Here is an 8,453-nt window from a genome sequence, read left to right as displayed (position 1 = left end):
GGGACCGCGCAGCACGGCGAGGGCCTGCCGCAGCGCGGCGCGGTCGGCGGCGGGATCGGTGCGGCGGCGGGGTGGCACGCCCGGATCCTGCCACCGCCGTGCGGGCCCGGCGCTTTCGCTATCACACTGCGTAGTTGGACTTATTGACAGGACATTCTTACCCATTTACCGTCATGCACCAGGTGCCGACCGCCGGACGGGCCCCGGCACCGACATCCCAAGGGCGCTGCGGCGCCACGAGCGCGAGGGAGCGCCGATGTCCACGGAACGTGCATCCGGCGGGGGCGGGCTCCTCGCCGCCCCTGCGGGCCAACGCGGTTTCCTGACCCGCCTGACCGTCATCTCCACCCTCGGAGGCCTGCTCTTCGGCTACGACACGGGGGTCATCTCCGGCGCGCTGCTCTACCTGCGCTCCGACCTGGGCCTGACCGTCGGGCAGGAGGCCACGGTCGTCAGCGTCCTGCTCTTCCCCGGCGCCGCCGTCGGCGCCCTGTGCGCCGGCCGCATCGCCGACCGGCTGGGACGGCGCAAGAGCCTGCTGCTCTGCGGCCTGGTGTTCCTCTTCGGGGCGCTGGCCTGCGCCGTCGCCCCGAACTACGGATTCATGGTCGCCGCCCGCACCCTGCTCGGCCTGGGCGTCGGCGCGGCCGCCGTGATCTGCCCCGTGTACCTGGCGGAGATGGCACCGGCGGACCGCCGGGCCCGGATGGTCACCATCAACGAGCTGATGATCGTGACCGGCCAGCTGCTCGCCTTCGCGATCAACGCGCTCATCGACCAGACCATCGGCGGTGAGGGCGTCTGGCGCCTCATGCTCGGCATCGCCTCCGTCCCGGCGATCGCCCTGCTCATCGGCATGGCGGTGCTGCCGGAGTCGCCGCGCTGGTTCGCCCTGAAGGGCCGCACGCAGGAGGCCCGCGAGGTCCTCGCGCACAGCCGCTCCCCCCACGACGTCGAGATCGAGCTGCACGAGGTGGCGCACCTCGCCGAGCAGGACCGGGCCGCCGCCCGCACCCCGATCCGGCAGGTGCTGGCCGCCAACCCGTGGATGCGCCGGCTGCTGTGGATCGGTGCCGGCCTGGCGGCCGTGCAGCAGGCCACGGGCATCAACACGGTCAACTACTACGCGCCGACGATCCTGGAGGACAGCGGCCTGACCGCCAGCGTGTCCCTCGTCTCCACGATCGCCGTCGGCGTCACCTCGGTCGTCATGACGCTGGTGGGCATCTGGCTGCTGGGGTTCGTGGGGCGCCGCCGGATGCTGCTGACCGGGTTCACCGGCGTGGCCTGCTCCCAGGCGCTGCTGGCGCTGGCGTTCCTGCTGCCGGCCACCACGACGCGCAGCTTCGTCATCCTCGGCTGCATGCTGGTGTTCGTCGCCTTCGTGCAGTGCTTCATCGGCACCGGCGTCTGGCTGATGCTGGCGGAGATCTTCCCGCTGGCCATCCGGGGCTTCGCGATGGGCCTGTCGGTGTTCGTGCTGTGGACGGTCAACGCGGCCATCTCCTGGCTGTTCCCGCAGGTCAACACCGCCCTGGGGTCCACCGGCACCTTCGGCATCTTCGTGCTGGTCAACCTCGCCTCGATCGTCTTCATCGCCCGGTGCGCCCCGGAGACGAGGGGGCACACCCTGGAGTCGCTGGAGGAGCACCTCAAGACCCCGCCCGGCGGCATCCCGGTCGTCGGCGGCGCCGAGCGCTTCCGCTGAGCACCCGGGCGGGTCCTGCACCCGCCACGTGCGAGGGCCCCCACCGCCGGTCGGTGGGGGCCCTCGCACGTGGCGGCCGGTCCTCAGCCGGCGGACGGGACCCGCCGCTGCTGCTGGGCGGCCAGCGCCGCGTGCAGCCGCCCGGCGTCCCAGCCCTCCGCCAGCGCCTGCCGCACCAGCTCCGCCTGCGTCTGCGGGGCCAGGCCCCCGACGGGCTGGTCGCGGTCCAGGTTCGTGGGGAACGCGTAGCCCTCCGCCGACGCCGCGACGACGTTGGCCAGCTCGCGCTCGGGTGCACCGGCCGCCCGGCGGCGGGCGAGGACCCCGTACAGCACCTCGCACATCGCGGTGCGGTCCACGGACTCCATGGCCCGGCCGAACGCGGAGGAGATCTGCAGGAGGTTCGCCATCCGCCTGACGTCGGCGCTGCGGTTGGTGCCGGCGCCGTGGAAGAGGGCCGGGTTGAAGAACACCGCGTCACCCTTGGCCAGCGGCAGCTGCACGAAGCGCTCCTCGAAGTACGCGGTGAACCGCGGGTCGTGGAAGGCGACGTACCCGGCGGGGAACTTCTGCGAGTGCGGCAGGTAGAGGGTGGGGCCCGTCTCCACCGGCATGTCCACGTGCGCCACCGCGCCCTGCAGGGTGAGCAGCGGGGACAGCGCGTGGACGTGCGCCGGGAAGCCCAGCGCCTGCTCGGCCGACATGAACCCCAGGTGGTAGTCGCGGTGGGCGGTCTGGGCCGCGCCGCCGGGGTTGACGACGTTCACCTGGGACGTCACCTGGTAGCCGCGGCCTAGCCACGCCTCGCAGACGAGGGCGAGGGCGTCGTTGGCGTAGTAGTCCGCGAACGCCTCCGGGTCGCGCAGCGCGAACTTGTCCAGCGCACCCCAGACGCGGTCGTTGGCGCCGGGCTTGGCGAAGTGGTCCCCGGCCTGCACGCCGGCGGCGCGCTGGGCGGCGATGAGGTCCTGGAACACCGCGGTGGCGCGGTCGACGGCGCCGGCTTCGAAGGCGCCGGCGAGCACGACGATGCCCGGGCCCTCCAGCAGGGCGCGGGCGACCTCGGCCTGCGCGTCGCGCCGGCCCCGCGGCGTGGCGGCGGCCGCGAGCAGGCGGGGGCCGTAGACGAGCACGCCCTGCTCGACGGCGTCGGCGCAGGGGTAGCCGCGCAGGTCGGTGTCCTGCTCGACCACGGCGCGGAACTCCTCCAGCCGGCAGTCGGCCGCGCTGAACCAGCCGGTGGCGGGTGCGGGGGTGGTGGGTGCGGGGGTGGTGGGTGCGGGGGTGGTGGGTGCGGGGGTGGCGGTCACGGGACCACGTCCTCTCGTCGTCGAACGGGTGGCTGCACGTCGCGCCGGGTCCCGCGGGCGCCGGTCCCCCCGGGGTTCGTGGCGGGGTCCGTGGCGGGCGAGCCGGGGAACGCGATGCCGGTGCGGCCGCGGATCGCGTCGAGGACCTCCAGCACCGCCAGGGAGCGCTCCAGCGGCCACAGCGGGGACCCCGTCTCGCCGGCGTCGATGCGGCGGGCCACCTCCGCGGCCTCGTGGTGCAGGCCGTCGTGCCCGGTGGCGGCCTCCCGGTGGGCGAGGACGCGGCCGCCGGCGAGGCGGACCTCCACGTCGCCGGGCGCGAAGAACGGACCGGGCAGCACGAGGGTGCCGGCCGTGCCGGCGACGACGGCGGACGTGGGGGTGTCGCTGAACAGGGTCGTGGACAGCAGCGAGTGCGCCCCAGCGCCGTGGCGCAGGACGGCGGAGACCTGCCCGTGCACGCCACCGGGGGCGTCGGAGCTCACGGCGTGGACCTCCTCGGGAGGGCCGAGCACCGCCACGGCCAGCGCCGCGCAGTACGTGCCGAGGTCCAGCAGCGGGCCGCCGGCCAGGTCGGCGCGCATGATGCGGTGCTCCGGTCCGAAGCGCTCGCCGTGGTCGGCGACGACGGTGCGCAGCTCGCCGAGCAGGCCGTCGGCCAGCACCTGCCGCACCACGTCGTAGCGGGGCAGGAACGCCGTCCACATCGCCTCGGTGCACAGCAGTCCGCGCTCGCGGGCGCGCTCGGCCACCTCCCGGCCCTGCGCCGCGTCGAGGGCGAGGGGTTTCTCCACGAGGACGTGCTTGCCGGCGTCGAGCGCCAGCAGGGCGTGGGGGTGGTGCTGCGGGTGCGGGGTGGCGACGTGGACGACGTCGACGCCGGCGTCGCGCACGAGGGCCTCGGCGCTGCCGTGGGCGCGGGGCACGCCGTGGCGGGCGGCGAAGGCGGCGGCGGCCTGCGGGGTGCGGGCACCGACGGCGACGACCCGCTGGCGGGTGTGCCGGCGCAGGCTTGCGGTGAACCGCTCGGCGATCCAGCCGGTGCCCAGCACGCCCCAGCGCAGCGGCGGCGCGGCGAGCGGGTCCGGGGTGCGCGGCGCCGGCAGCGCGCCGGTGCCGGCGGTCACCGCGCCACCTGGGGCACCTCGACGGGGACGGGCCCGCCACCGGCGCGCATGGAGGTGATCGCCGCGTCGGCGACGGCGGCGGCGAGCACCCCGTCGCGGCCGGTGGCCAGCGGCGCGGGGGTCCCGGCGGCGACGGCGTCGACCCAGGCCTGCAGCTGCAGGCGGTAGGCGTCGGCGAACCGCGGGCGCCAGTCGGCGGCGTAGCCGGTGCTGCGGGTGCGGGCGCCGTCCAGGACGGTGCGCACCGGTTCGGCCAGGCTCGCGGCGCCGCCCTCCCCCACCACCTCGCAGCGGATGTCGTAGCCGTAGCCGGCGTTCAGGAACACCTCCACGGTGGCCAGCGCCCCGCTCGCCGTGCGCAGCAGCACCACCTGGGGGTCGACGAGGCCCGGCACCCGCGCCGGGTGGTGCGGCGCGGACCAGGACACCTCCACGACCGGGCTGCGCAGCAGCCACGGCACGACGTCGAACTCGTGGACGGCCGAGCCGGTCAGGGAGGACTCCGACGTGGCGCCCGGACCGGAGCTGACGCCGCGGCTGACGCAGTGCACCAGCAGCGGGGCGCCGATCCCACCGCGCTCCAGCGTGGCGCGCAGCTCGGCGTAGCCGGGGTCGAAGCGGCGCATGAAGCCCAGCGACAGCAGCTCCGCCCCGCGCGGGCCGATGTCGGCGAGCACCGCGGCGGCCTCGGCCAGCGTCGGGGCCAGCGGTTTCTCGCAGAGCACGGGCGTGCCGGCGGCCACCGCGGCGCGCACCAGGCCGGCGTGGGTGGCGTCGTGGGAGGCGACGACCACCGCGTCCACCGCCGGGTCGGCCAGCAGCGCGGCGGCGTCGGCGGCGACCCCGACCCCCAGCTCGCCGGCGACCGCACCGGCGCGGGCGGCGTCGACGTCGGTGACGGCCACCAACCGCGCACCGGACACCGACCGGGCCAGGGTGCGGGCGTGGTCGGCGCCCATGACGCCGGTGCCGACGACGCCGACGCCGAGCACCGCCGGGGCGCTCACAGCTCCCCGGTGAGGAACTGGGCGCGGCCGTGGCCGAAGGACCAGTCGGCGTCGGAGTTCTCCACGACGGAGACGACGACGTCGGTGGGCGCGATGCCGCAGCGGTCGGCGAGGTTGGCCACGAGCAGGGCGTAGAAGCGCTCCTTCTGCTCGCGGGTGCGCTGCCGGCTGGTCATCTGCAGCACCACGACGTCGTCGGTGCGCGCGATGCCGAGGCCGGTGTCGTGGACGACGAGCTCACCGGGGACGTGCTGGTGGACGACCTGGTAGCGGTCGCCGTCGGGCACCTCGAACGCCGCCACGACGGCGTCGTGGGCGGCGTCGAGCAGGGTGCGCAGCTCGTCGGGGGTGCGGCCGGCGACGAGGTCGAAGCGGAGCAGCGGCACGGAAACCTCCTGTCAGAACGTTCTTGCACATCAGGGCTGCCACCGCCGCGCGGGGGCCCCGGGCGCACGGAGGGGCGGGCGCCGCGGCACCCGCCCCCGTGCGCCCACCGGGCCTCACCAGCGGTCGACGTACTCCTGGATCCGCTTGCGCATGAGCCGGCTGGACTCCTCGCGCTTCTCCTCCCACGCGAACACGCTGGCGCACAGCGCACCGTCGAAGCCGACCTCGCCGAGCGCGGCGAAGATGCCGTCGAAGTCCACCTCGCCCTCACCGATGTTGAGGTGCTGGTGGATGCGGGCGGTCGAGCCGGGCGGGTTGACGATGTAGCGCAGACCCGACGAACCGCGGAAGTCGAACGAGTCCGCGACGTGCACGTGGCGCACCAGGTCCCCCGCGTACCGGACGATGCCGGGGCCGTCACCACCCTGGTGGAAGGTGTGCGGGGTGCAGTAGACGAACCCCAGCCACGGCCGGTCGAGGCCGCGCACCAGGTCCACCGCGCGGAAACCGTCCTCGACGAAGTCGTCGGGGTGCGGCTCCAGGCGCAGCTCGACACCGGCGGACTCGAAGACCGGCGCCAGCTCCTCGAAGGAGGTGAAGAACCGCGCCTCGCTGGCCTCCGGCAGCTCGGGGCGGCCGTTGAACTCCGACTGCACGACCGGCACGCCGAGCTCGGTGGTGACCTCGACGATGCGCTTGATGTTGCGCACCGCCTGCCTGCGCTCGTCCTCCCCCGGGCCGGACCAGCGCTGCACGAACTGGGTGGAGCACACGCCCACCCCCGCGGCGTCCAGCGCCTTGCGGAACCGGCGCACGGTGGCCAGGTCGACGCGCGGGTGGCGGAAGAACGGGATGAAGTCCTCCCGCGGCGACAGCTCGATCCACTCGTAGCCGAGGTCGGCCACGAGACCGGGCAGCTCCAGGAGCGGGACGTCGCGGAACATGTACGTGTCGAGGGCGATCTGCATGCTCGTCAGCTCCTCTCAGGGCCGGGGGCCGAGGTCGACCTCGACGCGGCGCCCGGTGCGCAGGGACTCCACGCCGGCGGCGCAGACCGCGGCGGCGGCGTAGCCGTCCCACACGCCCGGGCCGTCGACGCCCGCCCCGCCGCGGACGGCGTCCACCCAGCGCTGGAACTCGGTGTCGTAGGCGGCGCCGAACCGCTCCTTGAAGTCGGCGGCGATGCCACCGCCCCAGCCGGCCGCGGAGCGCTGCACCAGGCCCACGCCCAGGCCGATCGTGGCGCTGCCGCGCTCGGCGACCAGCTCGGTGCGCACCTCGTAGCCGAACGTGGTGTTCACGAAGATCTCCACGTCGACCAGGGTGCCGCCGGCGGTCTCCATGAGGACGAACTGCGGGTCCTGCAGGCCCTCGGGGGCGGCGGAGGTCCGGCCGGGGGTGAGCACCGTGATGGCGGTGATCTCCTCCCCCAGCAGGTAGCGGACCACGTCGACCTCGTGGACGACCGAGTCCAGGATCAGCATCTCGGAGCTGAAGTTGGGCGGGGTCGTGGCGTTGCGGTGCGCGCAGTGCAGGAACAGCGGCCGGCCCAGCTCCCCGGCGGCGATGACGCCGCGCAGCTGCTCGTACTCGGCGTCGAAGCGGCGCATGAAGCCCACCTGCACCAGCCGGCGGCCCAGGGCGTGCTCGGCCTCCACGACCTTGCGGGAGGTCTCCGGGGAGGTCGTCAGCGGCTTCTCGCACAGGGTCGGCTTCCCGGCCTCGAGCGCCTCGAGGACGAGGTCCTCGTGCGTGAAGCCGGGGGTGGCGATGACGACCGCGTCGACCTCGTCGTCGGTGATGGCCGCGACCGGGTCGTGCACGGCGCGCACGCCGAACTCCGCGGCGACGGCGTCGGTGCGCGCGGCGTCCACGTCGCTGACCGCGACGAGCCGGGCCCCCTTCGTGAGCTGCGCCAGGCGCCGGGCGTGGTCCTGGCCCATCATCCCGACGCCGAGCACGGCGACGCGGAGATCACCGTCGTAGCCCTGGCGGGCGGTGTGCCGTTCGGCGGTCTGCGTGGCCGTGCTCATTCCTCGTCACCTTCCGGTCTCGCGGGACGCCGCCAGGACGGCGGCGGGTTCGGGGGTCTGGCCCGGTGCGCTGAGCTCGTGGCTGAGGGCCTCCAGCTCGGCGCCGCCGGCCATCTCGTTGGTGAGGCGGTCCAGCGTGATCTGGCTGCGCGCCATGTCCAGGGAGACGTTGCCGCGGTTGAGGATCACGAAGTGGTTGCCCACCAGGTAGGCGTGGTGCGGGTTGTGGGTGATGAAGATGACGCCCAGGCCGGCGTCGCGGGCCTTGGCGACGTACTTCAGCACCACACCGGACTGCTTCACCCCGAGGGCGGCGGTGGGCTCGTCCAGGATGAGGACCTTGGCGCCGAAGTAGATGGCCCGGGCGATCGCGATGCACTGCCGCTGCCCGCCCGACAGCGCGCCGACGGGGCGCTCCAGGTCGGGCACCGCGATGCCCATCTTCGTCAGCTCCTCGTCGGCGATGGCGACCATGCGCTTGACGTCCAGCCGCTTGAGGGGCCCCACGCCGGTGCGCAGCTCCGCACCGAGGAAGAAGTTGCGCCAGATGGACATCAGCGGCACCAGCGCCAGGTCCTGGTAGACGGTGGCGATGCCCCGCTCCAGCGACTCGCGGGGGGAGCCGAAGCGCACCTCCTCGCCGTTGACCTGCACCGTGCCCTCCGAGTGCTGGTGCAGACCGGCGATGATCTTGATGAGGGTCGACTTGCCGGCACCGTTGTCGCCGAGCACGCAGGTGATCTCCCCCTGCCGCACCGAGAGCGACACACCCCGCAGGGCGTGGACGTTGCCGTAGCGCTTGCCGACGTCGGTCAGCCGCAGGATCTCGGTGTTGGGGGTCTGCGGCACCCCGCCGGCCGTGGTCGTCTCCGTCATCGTCC

At 74.4% G+C, this 8,453-nt stretch carries 8 protein-coding genes; 1 reads left to right on the top strand and 7 read right to left on the bottom strand.

Going from position 1 to position 8,453, the window contains the following annotated elements; genetic code table 11:
* Window positions 1–256 precede the first annotated feature (256 nt).
* Window positions 257–1,708 carry a sugar porter family MFS transporter gene (locus ABEB16_RS02780; protein ID WP_345710749.1) on the top strand — a complete coding sequence of 484 codons (1,452 nt, stop codon included), beginning with the start codon at window positions 257–259 and terminating at the stop codon, window positions 1,706–1,708.
* An 83-nt stretch (window positions 1,709–1,791) separates the two neighbouring features.
* On the opposite strand, the gene ABEB16_RS02775 is transcribed toward ABEB16_RS02780, so the two are convergent.
* The 7 genes from ABEB16_RS02775 to ABEB16_RS02745 all read right to left on the bottom strand — a co-directional run bounded on the left by ABEB16_RS02775 (window position 1,792) and on the right by ABEB16_RS02745 (window position 8,448).
* Window positions 1,792–3,018 carry a phytanoyl-CoA dioxygenase family protein gene (locus ABEB16_RS02775; protein ID WP_425560094.1) on the bottom strand — a complete coding sequence of 409 codons (1,227 nt, stop codon included), beginning with the start codon at window positions 3,016–3,018 and terminating at the stop codon, window positions 1,792–1,794.
* Entirely contained in the window at window positions 3,015–4,145 is a 1,131-nt protein-coding gene (locus tag ABEB16_RS02770) for a Gfo/Idh/MocA family protein (protein WP_345710748.1), read from the bottom strand. Before ABEB16_RS02770 ends, ABEB16_RS02775 begins: the two co-directional genes overlap by 4 nt.
* Window positions 4,142–5,152, bottom strand: coding sequence for a Gfo/Idh/MocA family oxidoreductase (locus ABEB16_RS02765; RefSeq protein WP_345710747.1), 1,011 nt, complete (start codon window positions 5,150–5,152; stop codon window positions 4,142–4,144). The genes ABEB16_RS02770 and ABEB16_RS02765 overlap by 4 nt, the downstream gene beginning before the upstream one ends.
* Window positions 5,149–5,538 carry a tautomerase family protein gene (locus tag ABEB16_RS02760; protein WP_345710746.1) on the bottom strand — a complete coding sequence of 130 codons (390 nt, stop codon included), beginning with the start codon at window positions 5,536–5,538 and terminating at the stop codon, window positions 5,149–5,151. Before ABEB16_RS02760 ends, ABEB16_RS02765 begins: the two co-directional genes overlap by 4 nt.
* 114 nt (window positions 5,539–5,652) lie before the next feature.
* Window positions 5,653–6,507: a sugar phosphate isomerase/epimerase family protein gene (locus ABEB16_RS02755; RefSeq protein ID WP_345710745.1), complete on the bottom strand. Its 855-nt coding sequence runs from the start codon at window positions 6,505–6,507 to the stop codon at window positions 5,653–5,655.
* A 15-nt stretch (window positions 6,508–6,522) separates the two neighbouring features.
* Window positions 6,523–7,572, bottom strand: a complete 1,050-nt coding sequence (locus ABEB16_RS02750) for a Gfo/Idh/MocA family protein (protein WP_345710744.1) — start codon at window positions 7,570–7,572, stop codon at window positions 6,523–6,525.
* 6 nt (window positions 7,573–7,578) lie between these two features.
* Window positions 7,579–8,448, bottom strand: a complete 870-nt coding sequence (locus ABEB16_RS02745) for an ATP-binding cassette domain-containing protein (RefSeq protein WP_345710743.1) — start codon at window positions 8,446–8,448, stop codon at window positions 7,579–7,581.
* Window positions 8,449–8,453 lie beyond the last annotated feature (5 nt).

Origin of the sequence: Kineococcus glutinatus (genome assembly GCF_039542765.1) — a bacterium.
GTDB classification, from domain to species: Bacteria; Actinomycetota; Actinomycetes; order Actinomycetales; family Kineococcaceae; genus Kineococcus_A; species Kineococcus_A glutinatus.
Note: the sequence above shows the minus strand (reverse complement) of the source record. Positions and strands in the feature narration are given on the sequence as shown.